Here is a 24,753-nt window from a genome sequence, read left to right on the forward strand (position 1 = left end):
GAGAGATGATAGAAAAGTGGGAAAAGAGGCATGTCTGCGAAGTAGTGTACATACAATAAAAGGCAGCTTAATCATCAAATCGATGAGTAAGCTGCCTTTATAGTGAAGAGAGTTATTATTTAACTGCTGCTTCGTAACGTTTACCAACTTCATCCCAGTTAACAACATTCCAGAAAGCTGCAATATAGTCAGGGCGTTTGTTTTGGTAGTTCAAGTAGTATGCATGCTCCCAAACATCAAGACCAAGAACAGGAGTTTTACCTTCCATAATTGGGCTATCTTGATTTGGTAAGCTGTAAACTTCAATTTCGCCGTTAGAAACAGCTAGGAAAGCCCAACCGCTACCGAAACGAGTTGTTGCTGCTTTTGCAAATTCTGCTTTGAAATTATCGAAGCTACCAAATTTACTATCAATTGCAGTTGCAAGAGCGCCAGTTGGTGCGCCACCAGCGTTAGGAGCAATTGTTTCCCAGAACAAGCTATGGTTAGCATGTCCGCCACCGTTGTTACGAACAGCAGTACGGATACCTTCAGGAACGCTATCAAGATTAGCAATAAGTTCTTCAACTGATTTAGATTGAAGCTCAGGAGCAGATTCCAAAGCAGCATTAAGATTAGTTACATAAGTATTGTGGTGACGATCATGGTGAATTTCCATAGTTAGTGCATCAATATGTGGTTCAAGTGCATTGTTAGCATAAGGTAGAGCTGGTAATTGATGAGCCATTAATAAAACCTCCAATGTATATATAGTTACTTAACTTATTATCCCCCATTTGACCTAATAAATCAACATTGATGTTGAAAAAGTCTAATGCTTCAAAAACTACTAAATAACAGTATAAGATTGTGGAAGGATTTTTATGCATTATTCGACAACATATTGTAAATTCAGCAAGAAATGAAGCGTTTTCATTAAAAAAACTTGAAAAAATATGAATTTCCAATAAAAAAAATGACAATTTAAGAAGGGATTTATGTATAATTGTCGTAATATGTACAAGTACTGAACTTTGATAAGTAGGTGTAAATCATGAATTTGCGTTCAATTAAGTTATCGGATACTCGTAAAATTACTGAGTTATTTGAAGAGGTCTTATCAGAAGAATGTTATGAGCAAACCATTGAGGCATTTGGTCGACAGTTAAGCTGGGATAGTGATCTTGTACTTGTCGCTGAGGCTGATGAGAAAATTGTAGGCGTAATAATTGGCACAATAGATAATAATAAAGGTTATTATTATAGAATTGCTGTGTCTCCTTCATATCAAAGACAAGGAGTAGGCAAACAACTTGCCAACGCCTTGAAACAACGTTTCGAAGAGAAAAAAGTAACGAAAATTTACGTTACCGCTGATGAACATAATGAGCCTTTATTGCCACTTTTTGAGTCGATAGGATTTGTAGCATCAGATTTTATCCGATCTTTCCAAAAGTTGAGTATCGTGACAGGCTAACAACATTTATAAAGCATATTCTATGTACATCTATTATGTACACAGGTATGCTTTTCTTATTATATAATGAAAATTTTTATAAGATTGATAGAAGATAGTAGAGTAAGGTATTATTGTAATATTGTAAAAAGTTATTGCTTGATAGAATATAGATGAAGTAGGCACGATTGTATGCGAGATAAGTTAAGCATGACTATTCGCAATTGGCAGGATGTTGCAAGGAGGAAAAATTAGATTATGATAGCTGAATTATGGGATTGGATTAAAACGATTGTTATTGCATTTATTATCGTATTTCTTGTACAGATGTTTTTATTTTCCCTAGCTATCGTCAGCGGGAAATCAATGGAACCAACATTGCTCCATAAAGAATGGTTATTTTCAAATAAAATAGTATATCATATTTCATCGCCGGAATTAAATGATATCGTTGTATTGAAAAATCCAAGAATCGCCGATAATCCTGACGATAAATATTTTGTGAAGCGTGTTGTAGGAAAAGCAGGGGATCATATTGAGATTGTTAACGGTCAACTTGTCCGTAATGGCGAAGTTGTTGAAGAGCCATACACAAATTCAGTGATCGAAGGACAACAAGAGATAGATATCATTGTACCTGAAGGTATGTATTACGTTATGGGTGATAATCGCAAACTTATGATGAGTAATGATAGTCGAATTTTTGGTCCGATAGAAGAAGCGACGATTGTTGGTAGAATAGATGGAATTATATTCCCGTTTAATAAATTCAAATGGTTCTAGGTTGGTGAATATAGATTGAAGGAAGTAATGATATATACAGATGGTGCTTGTTCAGGTAATCCTGGACCAGGCGGTTACGGAGCTATTCTGTTCTTTGGAGAACATCGTAAAGAAATAAGTGGTGGGCAGCGGGATTCAACGAACAATAGAATGGAAATACTAGCAGTTATTAAAGCATTAGAAGTATTGAAAGAAAAATGCCAAGTGACAGTATATAGTGATTCCGCATATGTTGTAAATTGTTTTCAAAAAGGTTGGATTTTTGGTTGGATGCGTAACGGATGGATGAATAGTAAGAAGCAACCAGTTGAGAATCAAGATTTGTGGAAACAGCTATGGCAACTGATGCAGCAACATCGTGTGGAATACGTGAAGGTGAAAGGGCATAGCGATAATGAATTTAATAATCGCTGTGATGAATTGGCCCGAGCGGCAATTAGGAGCTTGTAATAGATGGACAAATGGCAGAAATTGAAAGATGAATTAAAGCAAGTAGCTAGGGATTTGGGGATAGATGCTATTGGCATCGCATCACCTGATCCTTTTGTTGTATTAAAGGAAAGATTAATACGACATCGTGAGTTAGGAAGAGAGTCGGGCTTTGAAGCGAAAGATTTGGATCGTAGAACGGACCCTTCCCTTATATTTGATCGTCCAAAGAGTATCATCGCCATTGCAGTGGCTTATTCTTCTAAATTAGAGAACGCGCCCAAATCAGAAGAAGGTGCTAGGCGTGGTATTATGGCACGTTCTGCATGGGGAAATGATTATCATCATATATTGCGAGATCGAATGCTCAAGCTTGAAGCATGGTTAAGAGAGCGTGAGCCAGATTTACGTAGTGAGAGTATGGTTGATACGGGAGAATTATCTGATCGTGCAGTTGCAGAGCGTGCAGGGATCGGATTTAGTGCGAAAAATTGTTCTATTATTTCCCCTGAGTTAGGATCTTGGATTTATCTAGGTGAGATAATTACTAATTTACCGCTACCACCAGATGAAGAAGTCACTGAGCAATGTGGGACATGTACGAAATGTATTGATGCTTGTCCTACTGGAGCATTAGTCGGCCCAGGAGAATTAGATTCTCAGAAATGTGTATCGTTCCTTACCCAGACTAAAGGTATGATCTCAGATGAACATATGCGTAAAATAGGCAATCGATTGTATGGATGTGATACATGTCAAATCGTATGTCCGATCAATCGTGGGAAGAACTGGACACATCACGAAGATTTGATTCCAGACGTTGAAGTCGCTAAGCCACTGCTTATCCCGCTATTAACGATAGGAAACAAAGAATTTAAAGAAAAATTCGGTTATACTTCTGCGGCATGGCGTGGCAAAAAACCTATTCAAAGGAATGCAGTTATTGCGTTAGGTAACTTCAAAGATTCGACAGCAATCCCCTCGCTAGCAAAAGTACTAACGGACGATCCTAGAGAGGTACTTCGAGCAACTGCTGCATGGTCACTGGGTAGAATCGGTGGAGATGAATCGTTAGCAGTACTAGAATCGGCAATTGCAAGAGAGAAAGATGAAGAAACAATCAATCAAATTAATTTGTCAATAAATAACATTATTAGCTGTAAAAGTAAGTGAAAATCATTGCCTAAAGTGTTGTATCATGATATTATACAGTGATGCAATGCTAACAAAACATTGAAAGGTCTAGGTGAAATTATGGAATGGTATAATTATGTGATTCCGATTGTAACGCTTCTTATTGGTGCAGTGGTTGGCTTCCTTGTCGGAGTATACTATTTGCGTAAGCAGCTTGAAAATATGCAGAACAATCCTGAGATGCTTCAGAAGATGGCAAAGCAAATGGGCTATAATCTGAATAATAAACAGATGCAAAAAGCTCAGAATATGATGAAAAATCAGAAATTCCCTCGATAGTTACTAACGAGGGCAGGAGGGAGCGAACTACTGAATGGCGGGGAAGAAGGATTACGTCAATTCGCAGGTTTCTAGCAACCGAGATAAGATTGAAGAGCATATAACAGAAATCTTAAAATTAATTGGTGAAGATGTAGAACGTGAAGGTTTGCTTGAAACACCAGCACGAGTGACTCGCATGTATGAGGAGATTTTTGCTGGCTATGAAGTTGAGCCACGCGAAGTTCTAGGTGCAATGTTCGACGAAGATCACGAAGAGTTAGTTATCGTGAAAGATATCGTCTATTACAGTCAATGCGAACATCATATGGCTCCATTTTTCGGTAAAGTTCATATTGGATATTTACCAAGTGGAAAGATCGTTGGTTTGAGCAAATTAGCACGTCTAGTAGAAGCTGTAACTCGTAGATTACAAGTACAAGAGCGTATTACCACTCAAATTGCAGACGTATTAGTAGAAGAATTAGACCCTCGCGGCGTTATTGTCGTAGTAGAGGGTGAACATTTATGTATGTGTGCAAGAGGAGTTAAAAAGCCTGGAAGTAAAACGATTACGACGGCTTTACGTGGACAATACAAACAAGAGCCTGCTTTGAGGGCAGAATTTATGACATTACTTAAGCAATAATCTATAAGGTAATTCAAAAAGCGGACTTTGATCGCCTGTTTTATGAACATACTTTTATAAAAGAAACTTCTGAATCGCCTTGTAAAAGGATGGTTCGGAAGTTTCTTTTTTCGTTAATTTGCGTTATTCTTAGGGAGTTAAACAAATGAATTTATAAAGCTTAACGTCAAGAATTAGTTTAGCTATCGTCATCATATATTATATAAGTGATTCATATAAGGGAGTGTTCTGTAATGAAGTTAGAACAGCTTATAAATAAGTTATTATTTACTCATATCATCGGGAATGTTGATGTTGAAGTAGCGGGTATACACAATGATTCCAGAGCAATCAAGTCTAATGATATGTTTGTATGTACGAAAGGTGCGAAGGAAAATGGTCATGCCTACATCCCTCAAGCTATCGCGAATGGTGCAAAGATCATCGTAATACAAGATAAACAAGAACGATATGAAGAAGGCATTACGTATATTCTCGTGCCTGACACGGGAAAAGCAGCCTCCATTATGGTCGATGCATTCTATAGCTCACCAACTCGTCAACTTAAGCTTATTGGTGTTACAGGTACAAATGGAAAGACAACTACAACGAATCTCATCGAGCACATTTTGACGTATCATCAACATAAGACAGGTGTAATCGGTACGATTGAAATACGTTATCCAGGCTATCAAGAAGAAGCTAAGTTAACGACGCCATTATGTTATGAATTACAACGTTATTTCTATAACATGAAACAAGCAGATGTAGACTATGCTGTAATGGAAGTTTCTTCTCATTCGCTTGATCTTGGGCGTATACATGGATGTCGCTTCAAAACAGCTGTGTTTACTAATCTAACGCAAGATCATCTCGACTACCATCTAACTATGGAAGCTTATGGTGAAGCTAAAGGGTTGTTGTTCGCCCAATTAGGTAATGATTATGAGCAAGCAAGTTATGCTGTATTAAATAGTGATGATCCTTGGAGCGAGCGCTATGCTAGAAAAACTTCAGCACAAATTATTACGTATGGTCTTGGTGAAGCGGCATTAGTGAGAGCGACGAACATTAATATTACTGCAGCAGGTACTAGTTTTACATTAACTACACCATTAGGTGAAGTGGAATTATCAACAAAATTAATTGGTAAATTTAATGTATACAATTTATTAGCTGCTATAAGTGCAGTAATTCCTGAAGGTTTAACTCTTAATCAAATTAAAGAAGCAATTGAAGGTGTCGAAGGAGTTCCAGGGCGCTTTGAAGCTGTACAGCAAGGGCAACCTTTTGCCGTAATTGTAGACTATGCACATACACCAGATAGCTTAGAAAATGTATTGCGTACAGCACAACAGCTTGAGCCTAAGAAGTTAATATGTGTAGTCGGTTGTGGTGGCGATCGTGATCGTACGAAGCGACCATTAATGGCGAATATCGCTATTGAAATGGCAGACCATGTTTACTTCACTTCTGATAACCCACGTACAGAAGATCCTGTTGCGATTTTAGCAGATATGACGGATCATCTAACAGAAGGTCATTTCACAACGCATATTGACCGTAAACTAGCGATTGAGGATGCTATTAATGAAGCACAAGCAGGAGATATTATTGTGATCGCTGGAAAAGGTCATGAAAATTATCAAATCATCGGTACGGAAAAGTCGCATTTTGATGATAAAGAAGTAGCGAGAGATCAACTTATAGCACTCGGCTACACGCAATCGTAATGAAAGCGAAATATATGACTTTGTAATAATTGATGTAAAATGTGAAAGACCCCAGAACAATTATTGGACTGTATCGCTCATAGCTAAGAAAAGCTAATTATGAGCGTACAATCTAACGTTCAGGGGTCTTTCTGATATTTATTTAAGAATAGCTAACATACCATCTGCTGAGGGTAGAAAGCGGAATTCGGTAGTCCGTATGCTAACATTCACGCACATTTGACTTAGCTCTTGCTGTAAATTATCAAGATGGGGATATAGTTCATCCTTAAAACCAACAAGAGGATATAGAAGGATAATACCACCCTTTTTGGTTACTCTAATCATCTCTTTGATCGCAGCCAAATGAAATGAGTAATCAAATTGTTCTTGATAAAGGAACAAAAAATGATTACAAATTACACAAGAAAACATGTCATCTTGAAATGGTAAGTTCGGTAGCATTGCATTTACATAAACTTCTCTATCCATATCATTTTTGTAGCTTTCAATAAATTTATCTAACGAATGCTCTCGAATGTCGTCATGCTGTTGTATGTCATGGTAATAGTTCCAAACAAATGCCTCTTTTTTGGAGCTGAGTTTCTCAGAAGCGATAAGTAGCTGTTGCTGCCCAAACTCATATATTTGCTCACTATTTAATTTGTACAGTGGGTCGCATGCCATTGCATCGTATCCTCTATGGATACATTCGGCAGTAAAGGATGAAGCCCCGGCTGCAATATCAAGTATTTTTCCTTTTGCCAACGTAGCTTTGTCTAACATGAACATCGATTGATATTCTTCGAAGGAGCGACATGTCATCGCAACTCCTTGTTGAGCATATAACTCTTTGTTATTCATAATCTCATCTCTCCTAGGCTTCACTAATCTCATCTCATCAAAACTAAACTATTCTGTAGTATATTTCTTAGTGATATTATAACCAGTATATGGATTAAATCAAGAACAATATGAAATATACTTTGGCATTGCTCTATCTAGAGAAATATCTAATTGTCGTCATTATATTACGCAAGTTGGTGATCCATTAGATTAACCTCAATATAATCCGAATAAAATTAAGATAAGAGGGGCTAACTACTTACATATCGAGAAATCTTTCTCGATTTAACTTTTGGAGGTATACTTATGAAAATTCAAGCAATGATTACTACCGACGCAATTGATTTTGAGCAACAAACACTTGTTTTAGATGAGCCAAAAGCTGATGAAGTCTTAGTGAAAATTGTTGCAACTGGGATTTGCCACACTGATGCAACTGTTTTAGACAAATCTATACCTGTTCCTTATCCAGTAGTTTTAGGTCATGAAGGTGCTGGTATTGTAGAAAAAGTTGGCTCGAATATAACGACTGTTCAACCAGGGGATCACGTCGTACTTGGTTTCTCTTATTGTGGGCATTGTGATAACTGTCTAGAAGGTAATGCAGGTGGCTGTGAAAACATGCTTCCCCTAAATTTTGGAGGTAAAAACAAACGAGGCGAAACGCCACTTCACACGGAAGATGGTCAAGATATTTCTCAATTTTTCGGTCAATCATCATTTGCAACGTATGCAACTGTAGGTGAAACAAATGTTGTAAAAGTAGATAAAGAAATCGACCTTCGCTATCTAGGTCCATTTGGCTGCGGTATTATGACTGGGAGTGGGACCGTACTTAACTCATTAGCTCCAGAGCCAGGTACAAGCTTCGTTGTATTCGGTACAGGTGCAGTTGGTTTGTCTGGGATGATGGCTGCAAAAATTGCTGGTTGTTATCCAATTATCGCTGTAGACATTCACGATAGCCGTCTTGAATTAGCGAAAGAACTAGGTGCAACTCACACAATCAACAGCAAGCAGGAAGATGTAACAACGAAAATTAGTGAAATCACTGGTAAAGGCGCACACTATGCATTAGAAACGACTGGTGTTCCAGAAGTAATATTAGCAGGTATTCGTTGTCTACGAGTGAAAGGTGAAATCGCAACAGTTGCTGTTGGTAAACGGGATTTAACACTAAACGTATTCACGGACATCGTTGGACCGGCGAAAACATTAAAAGGCGTTATCGAAGGCGATGCGGTACCACAATTAATCATTCCCAAATTAGTTCAATTCTTCAAAAATGGACAATTCCCAGTGGATAAATTAATAAAATTCTACGAGTTCGACCAAATTGAACAAGCCTTTGCAGATTCTAAAAATGGTTCGACGATCAAACCAATTGTAGTATTAGACAAAACATATAAAGCCTGAGATATCTACCTCTAGTAGTTATTCTAAAAATATAAAACGATCGAAAAATAAAGAAATCCCGCTAGAAAGTTTTCTAGCGGGATTTTCTGCTAAAATCGCTTATAGCTCTGTTTCTGAAAGAAAGTTTGAATCAGTCTGTAATTATATATTGCTTAGAAATTCAGATATATTTTTCATATAACGATTAGGATCTTTGCGGAATAACAATTCATGTTGACCATTTTCGATAATCCAAAGACTTGAATATTCCGTTTGCTGATTGGCAGCAATTTTCTCTGCAATATGATAATCAGCTTTATTGTCTGACGTACCATGAATAATATATAGTGGGATGTCGTAATGTTTGTTAAGAATCGATTGTGCAGGTGTATTTGAAAAGACATGATTCGTCCATAATGGTAACAATTGACTGATGATTGTCGTAGTCGGATACTTAGGTAAATTTACATATTGTTGCAAATTCGTATAAAGTGTATCAGGACTAGGTAAAAATAAACTATCGAGTATAAGAGCATCAATCTGGTCGGATTCTAAAGCTGCTTGTAATGCTGTGCCAGCACCCATAGAGAAACCCCACACAATAATCTTCTCAGCGCCCCGCTGCTGGGCATAATCTACTGCTGCGAGTAATTGACTCTTTTCCTCGCTCCCCCATGTAGCGGGAGCGCTATATGCCTTAGAAGCATAACCATAATCGAACATAATAACATTATAATCGAGCTCATTCATAAGCTCGGCTAAATCGTACATTGGTACCCAAGTCTCTTCTCGATTCGCACCATAACCATGACTTAGAATAATAGTTTGTTTGGATACGGATCTGCTTTCTGAGATATTCGCTGGAATATACCAACTATCTACCGTTGTTTCACCACTTCTACTAGGATAAACAGCAATTTCATAGGATAATTTTTTTTCATCGAATGGGTTCGATTCCAAAGGTGGAACGTAAGGATATGCTAGATTCCAAGCAATAATAGCATGACTTACTAGTATAATAATTGCTAGAAATGAAAAGATTGCAACAACAATGGCAAGTAGAAAATGTCTGAAGCGAGTGTTTTTTCTATGCTCGGGTACGATAAGTTGCGTAGTACGACCCTGTATTAATTCGATGCCACTGTCCATTATTTTCACTTCCGTTTCATTAGCATTGATGTCGTTACTAATAATGCTAGACCCCAATGGAATTACTGTCAACCTACTATGAGCTTTTGTAAAGGAACTGTAATATAACTTCCTTCAGAAAAAGAAATATTAATTTACAGAAATAAGATAGATGAAGTATACTTAATGAGAACGAATATCAATGGATTTGAAAATAAGTTTTATACAATGAAACGAAAGACTGCATGGGCATGTCATAATATAAATAGATGTAATTCAAGGGGCAAACGAAAAGTTTTAACTTATGCTTACGAAGTAACTTTTCTTAACTTAGATGTAACTCAAGGGGCAAACGAAAAGTTTTAGGAGATGAGAAAGATGGAGCAAGGTAAATCTACTGTTAGATCGGTTGAGCGAGCATTGGATCTATTATTATGTTTCACGCTAAAGCCTTCATGGGCGATGACGGAACTTGCTGGGCATGTTGGCTTACATAAAAGTACAGTTCATCGTATGCTTGCGACACTAGAAGAAAAAGGATTTATCGAGCGTGATCAAATAACTGAACGATATCAACTAGGATTGAAGGTATGGGAGCTATCATCGAATTTGGCACCTGAAAGTGATCAATCAACGATGTGGCAAAAAGAAATGGAACGTTTGCGCGATCAACTAGGAGAAACGGTAAGTATATATGTACGATCAGGTGTGGAAAGAATTCGTATTCAATCTGTGCAAAGTCATGAACCAGTTCGTCGTGTTGCTCCAGTAGGTGCACGCTTTCCGCTTTATGCAGGGGCATCGAGCAAAGTGCTTATTGCATTTGCTTCTCCACTGGAACAGCATGAAATATGGGAGCATCCATCATGGCAATTACGTGAAGGTAATAATATGGAAACATATGAATCTGAGTTGTTAGAAGTAATGGAGCAAGGTTATGCGGTAAGTTTTGAGGAACGTGAAAGTGGAGTTGCAGCAATATCTGTGCCGATTTTTGATCGTGATTGTGGAGTGATCGCGGCATTAGCTGTATCAGGACCATCGAGTAGATTGACAATGGAATCGATGAAAGACTTTGCTCCGATTTTGCAAGGCTCAGCAAAGCGAATGAGTATGATGGCGAGATTATAGTTGTCTAATTGGAGTTATATAGCATAGACCACCTTTAAATTCTATCAAAGGTGGTCTGTTTTTTATTAGATAAGTAGTAAAAAACTATTTATCGAAGTTAAGTATTATTAGGTTGTCATTGTAGTAAAAATCAAGAAGAAAATAAATACTTATTAAGTATAAATAAATTAATAGTCCTATTTAGTGATAAATGTCATTGATAATTATAGGTAATTATTACCATCTAGTCAATTGATCTATACAATAAGATATTTTTATCCGATATATTAATTAGCACTTAACAAAGACGGAAGAGATGCATGCTGATAAAACTCCTAATATTTTTCTAATATGTATAAAGGTATGGAGCTAACAATTATCATGTAAAATAACGTACGTTCAGTTAGTGAATACATACAGGAAATAGGGAGTGTGCTGATTGTGATAAGATGGATAAAAAGCAGAAGTCTTGTAGTTACATGTTCCATTGTATTGGCAATAATATTAATTGCATTAAATGCTATAACGGCTTCAATTTCTTACTTCGCTCAAAAAGATGAAGTATATAAAGAATTTAAAGAGGTGGGTAGCAAACTGGCAGGTCAGGCACAAGCTAATGCTAACCTTATTGAAACAGTAGCATCATCTTTAAAGGCTGGTCAGGAAGGACCAGAGAATGAGTTAGCCATAATAAGAAAATTACTGAATGCAATGGTTGATGATGATGTACTTACAAATGCTTATTATTTTTCTGTAGACACTATTGATAAAGATGGAAATACTCAGCTACAGTTTTTGCAAAGTAGTGAGAATCTAGCGCAATCAGGTTTTGATTCTGGTTCAGCCTATATCTCAAACGATATATATACTGAAGCATATAAGAAAACACAGCAGAAGTATGCTGGACTTTCGCAAACTTACAAAGATGATCTTGGTACATGGATTGCGTATATGAGTCCAATTATGGACGGAAATGGAAAAGTAATTGCTGTTTTTGGTCTGGATTTTGACTATGATAAAGTCGAAACACGTATCAATAAGTTGTTATTAAAAAGTAGTTTAATTGGATTGGTATGTTCATTATTGGCAATTTTTCTAATCGTAATACTAGTTCGAGTGGCGATTAAACCATTGCGTGTATTGGCAGCAAGTTCTAAGAAAGCAGCACTGGGAGATTTGACGATTCAAGTACCAGTTACATCTGACAATGAAATTGGACAAGCATCTCAAGCATTTAATGAGATGATAGTTAGTTTACGTGATTTGACCATTCAAATTGAACAAACTTCTCGAGAAGTGTCGGATTCATCGACAAGTTTGAAAGAGACAGCTGGGCAGACAGAAGCTGCAACGAATGAAATTGCTACAGCGATACAAAGTGTGGCAGCGAGCGCTGATACTCAACTTGAAAGCTCGAAGGAATGTCAACGTGCCATGATGGAGATGACTATTGGAATTCAGAAAATTGCGGAGTCATCATCTGTTGTATCTGAGCTGGCAGCGGATACGTCTGACCTGGCGATGCAAGGCGAAACAGTTATTAATAAAACAGTAGAGCAAATGAATACGATTGAGCAAAGAGTATTTAACGCAGCAGAGGTCATGCAAGAATTGAATGATTCAAGCAATCGCATCGGTGACATTCTATCCCATATCGCTGATGTAGCTAATCAAACGAACCTACTCGCATTAAATGCATCGATTGAGGCAGCCCGTGCGGGTGAGTATGGAAAAGGCTTTGCGGTAGTAGCACAAGAAATTCGTAAGCTAGCAGAACGCTCGAAAGAATCATCTAATGAGATTTCTGAAATTCTTAATGAGATTGGAAGTCGCTCGGAGCACGTGACAGCGTCACTATCAAGTTCAGCGAATGAGACTAGAATTGGTTCTGAATTAGTGAATGCATCAGGTGAATCATTCCGCTTGATTCTTCGTTCAGTGAAGGAAGTATCAGAACAAGTACAAGAAGTATCGGCAGCATCTCAGCAAATGTCTGCGGGCAGTGAAGAAATTGCTGCTTCATTAGTAGAGTTAGAGCGAATGGCTCATCATTCAGCATCTAATTCTCAAGAGGTTGCAGCTGCATCTGAGGAGCAGTTAGCATCTGTTGAGGAAGTAGCAAGCTCATCTGAGCAGCTTAGATCGTTGGCTAGTGAACTAAGAAAAGCTGTTGGGAAGTTCAAGGTTGAGTAGTGAGTAGGTAGGTATAAAAGAGTCCCATTGAACGTAACATATAAAATATTATTAACATAACAAAGATGAAAAAGCTCTCGGAATCATGATGATTCCGGGAGCTTCTTCTATACTGATATTACGATTGAATAATTTTCGTTTGAAAGTGGCTATGATACCATAGAATTATATACTAAAGAAATAGGTCGCTTATTATACGATACATAATAATATTTGTTCTTTTTGTGCTGTTAATGGGATGTCAACAGCATGAGTGTTTTTGGGTTACACCTTTGGAACATGAAAGGGCCAAGCAGTATATTGCTATAGAGCGTTTATTAGTAGAAGTATAATGAGCCTGAATTTCGCGAAGGGAAAGATAACACATGTTGAATAATTCATATTGGTTAACGAATGTAATGTTGGAGCAGGGTTATATTTTTGAAAATGAACAGGTGGCGGGTACGAGTACGAAGCGTTGCCATATTCGAATTGAAGGTAATATCATTGCTGAAATTATTGGAGCAGAACTAGAGCTACAAAGTAATCTTCCCAAATACGATTGTAAAGAATTATTGATGCTACCTCCTTTCGAGGAGGCACATATTCATTTGGATAAAACATATTATGATGGACCGTGGAGAGCAGTAAAAAAAGTATCAAGCATCTTCGAAAGAATTGAAGAGGAGAAAGTATTGTTACCGTTGCTCCTTCCAACGGCCCAACAACAAGCTGAGAGCATCTTGACGCTTATCCAGGGATTTGGTGCTACACATGTGCGTTGTCACTGTAATATAGAGCCTGTTAGCGGGCTGCAGCGTTTAGAAGCGACTAAGAGTGCCCTTGACACATTCTCTAGTAAAATATCTTCTGAAATTGTAGCTTTTCCACAGCATGGGCTTCTCCGTTCAGATTCTGTTCAACTCGTAAAGCAATCTTTGGCAGAGGGAGCAACTCTTGTAGGGGGAGTAGATCCATTCTCAGTAGATGGTGACATAGAGAAATCACTTCAGACGACGGTAGAGCTAGCGGTATTGAATAATGTTGGCATTGATATTCATCTACATGATGGGAACGATGCAGGTAAGCAAACACTGATGCATCTAGCTGATCTGACCGAAGAAGCAGGATTACATGGCAAGGTAACGGTTAGTCATGCGTTCTGGTTTGCAGGTGCCGACCCCATTGAAGCACTGGAAGTAGCTAAACGGATGGCAACACTTGGTATGTCTATTACATCAACCGTTCCGATTGGCAGAATGATGATGCCACTTCCGATGCTCTATAATAACGGAGTCAATGTGAAGCTAGCAACGGATAGCCTAACGGACCACTGGTCTCCTTTTGGAAATGGAGATCAATTAGAGACGGCAGGACTATTTGCCAAATTGTATGGGCGTAGTGATGAATTATCGCTTTCACAAACACTTGGATTCATTACAGGGGGAATAACGCCACTCGATCAAAAAGGCGAGCAGGTATGGCCGAAAATTGGGGACATCGCAAGTTTTGTATTGCTGCAGGCAAGTTGTTCGGCAGAAGCAATTGCACGAAGATCAGAGCGACTAGCAGTATGGTATGAGGGACGTCTGGTGAGTGGTACATTGTAATTTTTTCTTTTTTGCTAGATCTTTAAGCTTCGTACATTTTGTTCACAGAACGATCACTTTTATAGGGATCTAATCAGCTGTTTCACGATTTGTGCAACATCCAAGAAAATTTTCCCGTTTTTAAATGAGTAAGCAAGTACGCCAACTACAATAATTCAGGCACTCAATTGGAGGAAAATCAGATGAACAAAATGTACAAGATGCTAGCGACAACGTCAATTCTAGCCATGACAATTATTCCGCTTACTGCAAATGCGCAGCACGTTCCACCCCCTACGATTCATAATGGACAAGGGTTAATTCAACATCAAGCGAAAGTTGTTCCAGCTACGATGGGCTTAGTAACTAATTTCGTTAACGATAAGTCTGGCAAATTCATTACTGTATTAGGTCGAGGTCTTGCTGTAACTGATCAAAGCGAGATTGTTCTATCGATTACTAAAGATACAAAAATTATTGATTCTAAAGGTAACAAAGTGGCATTAAAAACGATTATTGATGAGAAAAGAGTTGTTAAAGCATTTTACGGAGGTAATATTACTCGTAGCCTTCCGGCACAAGGAACTGCACTAACGCTCGTTGTTCAGGATTACACCTTCCTTGGGATAAATGGTGTAGTATCTGAAGTGAGGGAAGACAGTATTGTAGTAAAAGGGACAGACCTCTACTCATCAAATGAAGAGACGGTTATTCTACGATTTGCTAACAAAGCTCAAATCTTAGATCAAAATGGCAAAGTAATTAAAGCTAGCGTAATAGAGCCAGGGATGAGCGTTAAAGCATTCTATGGCCCTGCTGCTACAATGAGTATTCCTCCACAATCAACATCTAACTATATTTTGGTGAACACAATTATCGAAGAAAACGCTCTTGAAAATGCTATTGGTACAGATGGTATTATCACGAGTGTAACAGATAATCGTATTACGGTAATTGGAAATCCAATGGAAAAAGGCGGTACAGATTATGTTATCTTATCCGTGGATGAGAAGACTCAAATCGTGGACGAAGATGGCAATAAATTAACGCAAGCAGATTTGAAAAATGATATTCGCGTCGATGCTTACTATAATGGAGTAATGACAATGATCTATCCAGCTCAAACTCACGCGGATAAAATTGTTGTAAAAGCAATGGAAACGAATAAAGTCGAAGGCACAATTATAGCATCGAACCTTACTGCGGAAGGTCAGGTCTATGTTGATATCAACTCTGACCAATCTAAGACTAACGATATTATTCTAAATATCTCAGATAAGACTAAAGTGATCTCAATGTTTAACAATGGTGCTGATTTGAAAGTCGGTATGAAAATTACAGCGTACCACGAGTCAGCGATGACGTTTTCTTTACCTGGTATAACTAATGCTGAAATTGTGATCGTGAATTCTGACGATAATGCAGTAAATACTCAATAATTTAGTTCTGCTAATAGAACCGCTCCCTAATGGTTAGAGATTAATCTAACAGTTGGAGGTGCGGTTTTTTTGTGGCTATTTTTAATTTGAAGCATAGTAAATCCAATCATGAAGGATATTTTAAAATGTAATATATGGAAATTAGTTATGTTATAATACGTACAAAGGTCAAATGAATTTTGTTATAGATTAACGAAAAAGTCAATCTAGGAGGTGCTAATTTGGAACGAAGAACGCTGATAAAGCTTTTCGTTATTATTTTTACACTATTAGCAGTAACATTATCCTATTTCATTTATCAAAATGAGCAAACTCGTTTATCAAATTCTGTCATAAGCATCGCTGGAAATGAAGAGATCATTCAAAGCTACTTTAATAAAATATATGATGAATCTATAACTGACAAAGGTAAAGTGATAGCGAAAACAGCTGATTTTCAAGTAACAAAATTTGATTTTTTGTATAGTAAATATTCTACAGAAATGTTTAATGAGTTAGGTGCCAATACGAAAAAGACGAATGATAAAAAAATTATTAATAATCTAGTTGCAAGGCAGCTTATGATCGTAGATGCTAAAAGTAAAGGGATTACTGTGGAAGATGATGAGGTAAATACTTTTATTGAAACGATGAAAGATGATTTCTTGAATAGCGAACAAGTTGATGTACAACAAAATGATACATTAATATTATTTAAAGCTTGGGCGCAAAGTGCCAATCTAACATTAGAACAATTTATAGATAGTGAGCTTCTTCGTGACCAATATGAAGAAGGAGCGTACTTTTCAAAATTGTATGAATATCTTAGTACTGAGAAAATCGTGACCTCTATGAAGGATTTTGAAAAATATCAGGATGATCTGTTTGATAAGCAGAGAAGAAACATCGACATTACGTACAAAAATATATAACACAAAAAACAAGAGGTAAGCTTCCGCTGTCGGATCGCTTACCTCTTGTCTTATATTTTATTCCATTAATTACATGTTAGCAATCATTTGACGAAGTACTGTTTGAAGAATACCGCCATTATGGTAGTAATCAACATCAACTAGAGAATCTAGACGAACGATAGCGTCGAATTCAAACACAGTACCATCTTCACGAGTCGCTGTAACCTTAACTTCTTGGCTAGGTTGAACATCGTTAGAAAGACCAGTAATATCGAATACTTCACGACCAGTAATACCTAGAGTTTTCCAGCTTTCTCCGGCTTTGAATTGAAGCGGAAGCACGCCCATACCTACAAGGTTAGAACGGTGAATACGCTCAAAGCTTTCAGCGATAACAGCTTTAACCCCTAGAAGGTAAGTACCTTTAGCAGCCCAGTCACGAGAAGAACCAGTACCATATTCTTTACCAGCGATAACAACAAGGTTTTTACCGTCAGCTTGATACTTCATGGAAGCATCATAGATAGACATCACTTCGTTATCAGGTAGGTAAGTTGTTACGCCGCCTTCAGTACCTGGAGCAACAGCATTACGGATACGGATATTAGCGAAAGTACCACGCATCATAACTTCATGGTTACCACGACGAGAACCATAAGAGTTAAAGTCTTTACGATCTACACCATTATCGATCAAGTATTGTCCACCAGGGCTGTTCACTGTAATGTTACCAGCAGGAGAGATATGATCCGTTGTTACGGAATCGCCCATTAATGCAAGTACGTTAGAGCCTTTAATATCAGCGATCGGATTCAACTCTGTACCAAGGTTAGAGAAGAATGGAGGATTTTGAATATATGTTGATTTCTCATCCCACTCATAGCTTTCGCCTTCTGGAACATCAATAGCATTCCAACGCTCATTTTGTGTAAATACGTTCTCGTATTTGCTATTGAACATTTCAGGGTTAAGTGATGAAGCAACGGCTTGCTTAATCTCTTCATTTGTTGGCCAAATATCTTTCAAGTATACAGCTTCACCTTGTGCGTCATAGCCAATTGCTTCAGTTGAAAGGTCAATGTTAACCGTTCCAGCAAGAGCATAAGCGACAACAAGTGGAGGAGATGCAAGATAGTTTGCTTTAACTTGAGCATGAACACGACCTTCGAAGTTACGGTTACCAGAGATAACAGCTCCAACAGTCATATCATTGTCAGAAATAGCTTGGCTAACTTCTTCTGGAAGTGGACCAGAGTTACCGATACATGTAGCACAACCATAACCAGCAACATGGAAACCAAGAGCTTCAAGTGGTGCGATTAGGTTAGCTTTGTTCAAGTATTCTGTAACAACTAGAGAACCAGGAGTTAGAGAACTCTTCACGTAAGCAGGCTTAGTAAGGCCACGCTCTACAGCTTTTTTAGCTACTAGACCAGCAGCAAGCATAACGCTTGGGTTAGAAGTATTCGTACAGCTTGTAATAGCTGCGATTACAACCGCACCAGTTTTAAGTTCTGTTTCAGCACCATTAGGATGCTTAACTGGAACGCTTTGTGCAATTTTCTCTTCAGATAGACCGTAGCCACCTTTATCAACTGGCTTGCGGATAATATCGTTGAAAGCATCCTTCATGTTCGTAAGTTCAACACGGTCTTGCGGACGTTTTGGACCTGCAAGAGACGGTACGATTGTAGAAAGATCAAGCTCGATAATATCTGAGAAAATAGGATCTGGAGTTTCATTCGTACGGAACATATCTTGTGCTTTATAGTAAGCTTCAACAAGCTCAATTTGATCTTCTTTACGACCTGTTTGACGTAAGAAAGAAAGTGTCTCGCTATCAACTGGGAAGAAACCAACTGTAGCGCCATACTCAGGAGCCATATTAGCTACTGTAGCACGGTCAGGAAGTGAGATGTTAGATAGACCAGGACCGAAGAACTCAACGAATTTACCAACAACACCTTTTTTACGAAGCATTTCAGTAACAGTTAGAGCTAGGTCAGTCGCAGTAGCACCTTCAGCAAGGCTACCTGTTAATTTGAAACCGATAACTTCAGGCATAACGAAGTATAACGGTTGACCAAGCATACCTGCTTCAGCCTCGATACCACCAACACCCCAACCAACAACACCAAGACCGTTGATCATTGTTGTATGAGAGTCAGTACCAACAAGAGAGTCAGGGAATACAACTGTTTCGCCATCAATTGTTTTTGTAGCAGCAACAGATGCAAGATACTCAAGGTTAACTTGGTGAACGATACCAGTTCCTGGAGGAACGGCACGGAAGTTATCAAATGCTGTTTGTGCCCAACGAAGGAAACGGTAACGCTCTTCATTACGCTCAAATTCAACTTTAGTGTTATATTCAAGAGCTTCAGGAGTACCGAAAGCATCTACCATAATAGAGTGGTCAATAACTAGGTCTACAGGAACAAGTGGATTGATTTTCTTAGGATCGCCACCTGCTTTTTTCACTGTGTCACGCATTGCTGCTAAGTCAACAACAACAGGAACACCAGTGAAATCTTGCAATACGATACGAGCAGGGATAAATGGAATTTCTTTATCTTCACGACCATTAGCCCAGTTCGCTAATTGTTTTACATGCTCAGAAGTAATTGCGCGACCGTCGAATTGACGTACTGCTGCTTCTAGAAGCACTTTAATAGAGAAAGGAAGTTTAGAAATATCAGTGAAACCTTGTTGTTCTAATCCACCAAGATGATAATAAGTGAATTCTTTACCGCCAGAGGTTAATGTGGAACGAACAGAATATTCATTTTGAGTAGCCATCATGAGTCTCCTTTTTGTTATAAATTCGATTTAGTTTCACAGAGTGAAACTAAATTTCAAAAACCGTATATGTATAGTATAGCTGTAAAACTACATGGACGTAAAGTCATTTTGTAAGCTTTCTCATAAATATTGTTAAGCATCCCTATAAGGATGAGATTTAATTGTAGTTACCAATATAGGTGGGTTCTAGCGACTCAATTATACAGCACTTCAATTGCATCACTTCATGGTGTTTCATCTCCATAGACCAGAAAAATAGTGTCCATATCACCAATTTTACACAATTCGTCTCCATAGACCAAAAAATTAGCGTCTATAGCGCCAATTCGGTACATTACGTCTTCATAGACCAGAAAAATAGTGTCTATAGCGCCAATTCGATGCATTTCGTCTCTACAGACCAGAAAATTAGCGTCTATACCGCCAATTCGGTACATAACGTCTTCATAGACCAGAAAAATAGTGTCTATACCGTCAATTTGGTACATTTCGTCTCAGTAGACCAGAAAATTAGAGTCTATAGCGCCAATTCGGTACATTACGTCTTCATAGACCAGAAAAATAGTGTCTATAGCGCCAATTCGGTACATTACGTCTTCATAGACCAGAAAATTAGCGTCTATAGCGCCAATTCGGTACACTTCGTCTCAGTAGACCAGAAAAATAGTGTCTATACCGTCAAATCCACGTTCTTTCACAGTGGACAAGAAAATTTTCTAATCACGCATTAGGACGGGCTAGTAGTAACAATTTCTACATGTATTTGCTAGTACTCGCATATAATGAACCAGTTATTCATACGTTGTGCTTGGACGGAATGATTATATATGTTGGGAGGGAAAACATGAGTAGGTCATCAGCTAATACAAAGCGTAAACCGAAAAAGGACCCGAGAGTTAAGAAGCAGGCTGTATTACATGCTACACAGGGGACAAGAGTACAGTCACAGCGACAGTCCAACAATTATATTTCTCATACATTGCAGCAATCCATTATTCCTGTAATCAAAGCATCATTGCCCCCATTAAGCTCGGCTAATCTCAAAGAACGTAAATTAGATTGGAAGCCAGCATTACAGCAATATATAACAAGGTACAATCAAGCTGAAACGGATCAATTTGCACCTCGCTTGAATGACTTGTATAGCGATGAAATACATCAAGAACGAGTAGAAGAAAGACTTGAACGTGTTCGTGAACGTGAACTATTACGAGGTATTCATGCGGAAGGTAGCGAAACCAAGGCAGAAATTATACAAGTGAATGAATTAGATCGAGAGGTTGTTGTACATCTTCGTCTACATGTGAAAAGAAGGTTGCAACAAGATGGTCAACAATATATAGAGGAACGTCATGATCATGAACGGGTATGGTTAATGAACGATCATGATAAATGGTTAATATCCAAAATTGAACCGATTATGTTAGAACGAAAACCTCGGTTTGGTGGAGCAGTTATGGATTGGAATTCTGAACATGAAGCGGAAGAAGAACCGCCTGTCATTGCAGTACCATACTTAAATACAGATCTTATTCCTAATTTCCGTAGAGTGACACAAGGGAAACGCTATCGGCGTGATCTAGTCGTTGCATACGCTGATCAATGGTGGAATAAAGGAAACCCTACTTATGATGAATTTGATTCAAATTGTACGAATTATGTTTCTCAATGTATCTTTGCAGGTGACGTACCAATGATCTATACTAATAGAAGAGATAGTGGATGGTGGTACAAAGGAAGACAGCAAGGTAAAGAATGGTGGAGTTACAGTTGGGCAGTTTCTAAGGCATTGGCATCTTTACTCATGAAACCACGGAAGCAAGGTTTACGGGCTATTGAGAAAGAATACGCTGATGAGTTAGAACTCGGAGACATTATTGTGTATGACTGGAATGGAAATACACGATATCAGCATACGACTATTGTGACGGCATTTGATGCGAAGGGTCAGCCGCTCGTTAACGCTAATACAACAGCAGGCAGACATCGTTATTGGGATTATAAGGATTCGTATGCTTGGACACCTAATACACATTACCGCTTCTTCCACATAACCGACTATGTATAATAGATAACGACACTAATATTCCATGTCTTATATTTAGATATCTCATTCATTAATCGTAGAAATTATAATCAAACATATCATTATAATGATAGTAGTGGAGGCAAAGTAATGGGAAGCAAAGTTAAGGTAGGCCTTGTATACGGTGGTAAGTCTGGGGAACATGAAGTATCATTGTCCACCGCATTTGCAGTAATGAAAGAATTCGACTATAACAAATATGAGATTAAACCTTTCTATATTACGAAGCAAGGTCAATGGATTACTGGTCCATCGATGATAGAGGCACCTGCATCTGGCGAACAATTACGCTTTGAAGCTAGTGAAGCATCAAGTAAAGGAACAACTTACGCAGCATTATTTTCTATTTTTAGCGCACTAGACGGTGTGACGCATGAACAACAAGTCGATATCATGTTCCCGTTGTTGCATGGAACATTTGGTGAAGATGGAACGATTCAAGGTCTATTTGAAATGGCAAATATCCCCTACGTTGGGACAGGAGTACTTGCTTCTTCTGTAGGCATGGATAAAGTATTCATGAAAAAGGCATTTGCTGATGCAAATCTTCCGCAATGTGTATTCCGTTATTTTACAAAAGCACAATGGCTAAAGGATCAATCATTCTTCTTAATGGAATGTGAAATTGCTCTTGGTTATCCTAACTTTGTAAAGCCTGCTAATCTTGGTTCTAGTGTTGGAGTATCTAAAGCTAATAATCGTGAAGAACTTATAAAAGCTATTGATTATGCCTTCCGCTTTGACCGTAAAGTAATTATTGAAGAATTTATAGATGCACGTGAAGTAGAAGTTAGTGTATTAGGAAATGATGAACCTAAAGCATCTATTGTTGGTGAGATTATTTCATCTAACGACTTCTATGACTATAAAGCGAAATATATCGATGGTAAATCAACAATGGCAATTCCAGCTAATATAGATGAAGCCAAAATGACCGAGCTAAGAGAAATGGCAGTTACGGCATTCAAGGCTATTGATGGAACTGGATTATCTCGTGCAGACTTTTTCTTAGAAAGAAAAAGCGGTAACATTTATATTAATGAGCTGAATACATTGCCTGGATTTACACCGTTTAGTATGTATCCATTGTTGTGGCGCGAAAGCGGACTTAATTACCAACAATTGCTTGACGAGTTGTTGAATTTAGCTTTCGAACGTCATGCGGCTAAGCAACAAATTGATTTTGTTGGCGATAATATGTAAAAACTACTTTATACGATGCCCGTCCCTGCTACGGTGGGAGACGGGTGTTTCTGTGATTAGCTAGCAATATGGTATACTTAATGGAATACAAGCATGGCCATTAACATGATGAATAAACATTATAAATATATCGAAGGTGAGGAAAAAATTATGGGATTTCAGTCTGAATTCAACTCTGTATGTAAATTCAAATCTGAGCAAGAGCTTTATGAATTGTTAGAGTACGGTAAGGGTAAAATGGTAAAGAAAGGTTTCAGAGTTTATCCGACTGGTCAGAAGGTTATTGCCTACACACCAAACAATGAAGCAATTGCGATTGTTCTCATATTGGCATCTATCGCTGAAATCAATTTCCAAGGCGAAGAAGTTACACAAGTTGAGATGGAGCTTATTCGTAAATTAACAGAAGAAGAAGCACGCGTGCAAACGGCATTAGCGTATGAGATGTTCTTCGGAGAGCGGTAATATATGAAAGTAAGATTTGGGTTTGTCGCAATGAGTGTCATCCTTGAAAATGCATCCCCATCGAAGACGATGACGTATGCTAGCTTTTCTAAGCTTAATGATCGTCAAGCTGCGATTGGGCGACTTGAACAGATCGCTCAACAAAATTTACATAGTACGTTACGTTTGTTGAAACACGCTCATGGTAATGATGTTAAGCTTTATCGGCTCACATCTAAACTTATTCCACTTGCTACACATGATGGATTGGCTGGATGGGACCCATATCCGATATTAGCTGACGATTTCAAAGCGGTCGGAGACTACGCGTTAGAAAAAGGGATCAGAGTATCACTTCATCCCGATCATTTCTGCGTATTAAGTACACCTCGACCAGAAGTGCTTGCTAATTCTATTAAAGATCTTGAATATCATGTCGACATGCTGGAAGCAATGGGATTAGATGAACGTTCTAAATGTAACATTCATATGGGTGGTGCTTACGGAGATAAGATCACTTCCAGTGCTCGTTTTATAGAACAGTTTAGCAGCCTTCCAGATAGGTTGAAGCATAGAATTACGCTTGAAAATGATGATAAAACATTCAATGTAGAAGAAACTTTAATAGCAGCAGAAGCGGTTTCGGTGCCGATGGTGCTTGATATCCATCATCATGCGGTTAATCCTGGTCATATTACTGACGAAATGCTTACGGAACAATTTTGGCCACGTATCCAAGGAACTTGGGAGAGAGAATTGCATCGATTGAAACTATCTAGCTTAGAGCAACTTCCGGTGAAGATTCACGTTTCCAGTCCGAAAAGTATATCTGATCCAAGAGGGCATGCTGATCTTGTTGAAGTAGCTCCTGTCCTTAAATTCCTGAGAGCTATTGCTTCAAAGGCGAGTCATGTTGATTGTATGTTAGAGGCGAAGTCAAAAGATCAAGCAGTATTTCAATTAATGGACGAGTTGAAGCAACTTGCACTTACATCAGATGACATTTCGATTATCGATGATGCTAGTATTGAAATAAAGACACAGTAAACAACTTTCCCTATTGTTGTTGAGCTAGAATATTATTTTTCTAAGTTTCTACGGCAATAGGAGATTTTCACATATAAGATGTAACCGTTTTCGAAAACTATATTTGAAGAGACCATGAATTTATAATAATATGAATGAGAATATCGAGTAAATGATAGAA

At 38.1% G+C, this 24,753-nt stretch carries 21 protein-coding genes; 17 read left to right on the forward strand and 4 right to left on the reverse strand.

Annotated elements, in window-relative coordinates; all coding sequences use genetic code 11:
- Positions 1 to 115 precede the first annotated feature (115 nt).
- On the reverse strand, positions 116 to 727 hold the full coding sequence (locus NV377_RS22295) for a superoxide dismutase (RefSeq protein ID WP_258203021.1): 612 nt from the start codon (positions 725 to 727) through the stop codon (positions 116 to 118).
- 306 nt (positions 728 to 1,033) lie between these two features.
- On the opposite strand from NV377_RS22295, the gene NV377_RS22300 reads away from it, so the two are divergent.
- The 7 genes from NV377_RS22300 to NV377_RS22330 all read left to right on the forward strand — a co-directional run bounded on the left by NV377_RS22300 (position 1,034) and on the right by NV377_RS22330 (position 6,460).
- Positions 1,034 to 1,456, forward strand: a complete 423-nt coding sequence (locus NV377_RS22300; RefSeq protein ID WP_258203022.1) for a GNAT family N-acetyltransferase — start codon at positions 1,034 to 1,036, stop codon at positions 1,454 to 1,456.
- 237 nt (positions 1,457 to 1,693) lie between these two features.
- The gene (gene lepB / locus NV377_RS22305; RefSeq protein WP_258203023.1) at positions 1,694 to 2,218 is read left to right on the forward strand and encodes a signal peptidase I; all 525 of its coding nucleotides are present in this window, start codon (positions 1,694 to 1,696) and stop codon (positions 2,216 to 2,218) included.
- Between the two features lie 15 nt (positions 2,219 to 2,233).
- A complete protein-coding gene (gene rnhA / locus NV377_RS22310; RefSeq protein WP_258203024.1) occupies positions 2,234 to 2,668 on the forward strand; it encodes a ribonuclease HI in 435 nt (144 codons plus the stop codon).
- 3 nt (positions 2,669 to 2,671) lie between these two features.
- Positions 2,672 to 3,820: a tRNA epoxyqueuosine(34) reductase QueG gene (queG, locus tag NV377_RS22315; RefSeq protein ID WP_258203025.1), complete on the forward strand. Its 1,149-nt coding sequence runs from the start codon at positions 2,672 to 2,674 to the stop codon at positions 3,818 to 3,820.
- An 81-nt stretch (positions 3,821 to 3,901) separates the two neighbouring features.
- A complete protein-coding gene (locus NV377_RS22320; protein WP_258203026.1) occupies positions 3,902 to 4,120 on the forward strand; it encodes a YneF family protein in 219 nt (72 codons plus the stop codon).
- Positions 4,121 to 4,154: 34 nt separating this feature from the next.
- Complete coding sequence (folE, locus tag NV377_RS22325; RefSeq protein ID WP_258203027.1) at positions 4,155 to 4,748, forward strand: GTP cyclohydrolase I FolE; 594 nt, start codon at positions 4,155 to 4,157, stop codon at positions 4,746 to 4,748.
- Positions 4,749 to 4,981: 233 nt separating this feature from the next.
- Positions 4,982 to 6,460: a UDP-N-acetylmuramoyl-L-alanyl-D-glutamate--2,6-diaminopimelate ligase gene (locus NV377_RS22330; protein WP_258203028.1), complete on the forward strand. Its 1,479-nt coding sequence runs from the start codon at positions 4,982 to 4,984 to the stop codon at positions 6,458 to 6,460.
- A gap of 138 nt (positions 6,461 to 6,598) precedes the next feature.
- On the opposite strand, the gene NV377_RS22335 is transcribed toward NV377_RS22330, so the two are convergent.
- Complete coding sequence (locus NV377_RS22335) at positions 6,599 to 7,303, reverse strand: class I SAM-dependent methyltransferase (RefSeq protein WP_258203029.1); 705 nt, start codon at positions 7,301 to 7,303, stop codon at positions 6,599 to 6,601.
- 288 nt (positions 7,304 to 7,591) lie between these two features.
- Between NV377_RS22335 and NV377_RS22340 the strand changes: the two genes are divergently transcribed.
- Positions 7,592 to 8,701: an NAD(P)-dependent alcohol dehydrogenase gene (locus tag NV377_RS22340; protein WP_258203030.1), complete on the forward strand. Its 1,110-nt coding sequence runs from the start codon at positions 7,592 to 7,594 to the stop codon at positions 8,699 to 8,701.
- 141 nt (positions 8,702 to 8,842) lie between these two features.
- On the opposite strand, the gene NV377_RS22345 is transcribed toward NV377_RS22340, so the two are convergent.
- A complete protein-coding gene (locus NV377_RS22345) occupies positions 8,843 to 9,829 on the reverse strand; it encodes an alpha/beta hydrolase (RefSeq protein ID WP_258203031.1) in 987 nt (328 codons plus the stop codon).
- 357 nt (positions 9,830 to 10,186) lie between these two features.
- Here NV377_RS22345 and NV377_RS22350 point away from each other — a divergent pair, with 357 nt between their 5' ends.
- From NV377_RS22350 to NV377_RS22370, 5 genes are all read left to right on the forward strand, one after another.
- Positions 10,187 to 10,939 carry an IclR family transcriptional regulator gene (locus NV377_RS22350; RefSeq protein WP_258203032.1) on the forward strand — a complete coding sequence of 251 codons (753 nt, stop codon included), beginning with the start codon at positions 10,187 to 10,189 and terminating at the stop codon, positions 10,937 to 10,939.
- Between the two features lie 420 nt (positions 10,940 to 11,359).
- On the forward strand, positions 11,360 to 13,111 hold the full coding sequence (locus NV377_RS22355; protein ID WP_258203033.1) for a methyl-accepting chemotaxis protein: 1,752 nt from the start codon (positions 11,360 to 11,362) through the stop codon (positions 13,109 to 13,111).
- Positions 13,112 to 13,476: 365 nt separating this feature from the next.
- Entirely contained in the window at positions 13,477 to 14,700 is a 1,224-nt protein-coding gene (locus tag NV377_RS22360) for an amidohydrolase (RefSeq protein WP_258203034.1), read from the forward strand.
- A gap of 182 nt (positions 14,701 to 14,882) precedes the next feature.
- On the forward strand, positions 14,883 to 16,118 hold the full coding sequence (locus NV377_RS22365; protein WP_258203035.1) for a peptidase: 1,236 nt from the start codon (positions 14,883 to 14,885) through the stop codon (positions 16,116 to 16,118).
- 221 nt (positions 16,119 to 16,339) lie between these two features.
- The gene (locus tag NV377_RS22370) at positions 16,340 to 17,029 is read left to right on the forward strand and encodes a SurA N-terminal domain-containing protein (protein WP_258203036.1); all 690 of its coding nucleotides are present in this window, start codon (positions 16,340 to 16,342) and stop codon (positions 17,027 to 17,029) included.
- Positions 17,030 to 17,098: 69 nt separating this feature from the next.
- Here NV377_RS22370 and acnA read toward each other — a convergent pair whose 3' ends face one another.
- Positions 17,099 to 19,810 carry an aconitate hydratase AcnA gene (gene acnA / locus NV377_RS22375; protein ID WP_308860213.1) on the reverse strand — a complete coding sequence of 904 codons (2,712 nt, stop codon included), beginning with the start codon at positions 19,808 to 19,810 and terminating at the stop codon, positions 17,099 to 17,101.
- Between the two features lie 847 nt (positions 19,811 to 20,657).
- Here acnA and NV377_RS22380 point away from each other — a divergent pair.
- The 4 genes from NV377_RS22380 to uvsE all read left to right on the forward strand — a co-directional run bounded on the left by NV377_RS22380 (position 20,658) and on the right by uvsE (position 24,593).
- Positions 20,658 to 21,881, forward strand: coding sequence for an amidase domain-containing protein (locus tag NV377_RS22380; RefSeq protein ID WP_258203038.1), 1,224 nt, complete (start codon positions 20,658 to 20,660; stop codon positions 21,879 to 21,881).
- Positions 21,882 to 21,989: 108 nt separating this feature from the next.
- Complete coding sequence (locus NV377_RS22385) at positions 21,990 to 23,102, forward strand: D-alanine--D-alanine ligase (RefSeq protein ID WP_258203039.1); 1,113 nt, start codon at positions 21,990 to 21,992, stop codon at positions 23,100 to 23,102.
- Between the two features lie 150 nt (positions 23,103 to 23,252).
- Positions 23,253 to 23,567, forward strand: a complete 315-nt coding sequence (locus NV377_RS22390) for a hypothetical protein (RefSeq protein ID WP_258203188.1) — start codon at positions 23,253 to 23,255, stop codon at positions 23,565 to 23,567.
- 3 nt (positions 23,568 to 23,570) lie between these two features.
- Positions 23,571 to 24,593: a UV DNA damage repair endonuclease UvsE gene (gene uvsE, locus NV377_RS22395; RefSeq protein ID WP_258203040.1), complete on the forward strand. Its 1,023-nt coding sequence runs from the start codon at positions 23,571 to 23,573 to the stop codon at positions 24,591 to 24,593.
- Positions 24,594 to 24,753: the final 160 nt, after the last annotated feature.

This window comes from Paenibacillus endoradicis (genome assembly GCF_024721975.1).